This is a genomic window from Oleiphilus sp. HI0117 (assembly GCF_001635235.1).
This window is the reverse complement of record NZ_LWGA01001315.1, coordinates 1-419: the sequence shown is the minus strand read 5'-3', so window position 1 is coordinate 419 and position 419 is coordinate 1. Positions and strand designations below refer to the sequence as shown.

Annotated in this window: 1 protein-coding gene; it reads left to right on the top strand. The window is 45.3% G+C overall.

The features are described 5' to 3' along the window. The coding region (locus tag A3757_RS22745; protein ID WP_068740356.1) for a helix-turn-helix domain-containing protein at window positions 1-419 on the top strand (419 nt) is incomplete at both ends.

The following is a 419-nucleotide window of genomic DNA, read 5'->3' as shown; positions in this document are numbered from 1 at the left end:
CCGGTGATTTCTTCGGTGAGATGGGCTTGTTTGATAATCTGGACTCTCGAAGTGCCTGGGTTAAAGCCAAAACCGAGTGTGAAGTTGCTGAGATCAGCTACAACAAGTTCCGGGAAATATCGTCTCAAGACTCGCGTATTTTGTATTTTATTGGTGAGCAAATGGCGAGTCGTTTGCGACAGACAACGCGTAAGGTGGGTGACTTAGCATTTCTTGATGTAACGGGTCGTGTTGCACGCACTTTACTGGATTTATGTAAAGAACCTGATGCGATGACTCATCCAGACGGCATGCAAATTAAGATTACGCGTCAAGAAATAGGGCGAATAGTTGGCTGTTCTCGTGAAATGGTTGGACGTGTACTCAAGACCCTTGAGGATCAGGGATTAGTTCAGGTTAAGGGTAAAACTATGGTGGTT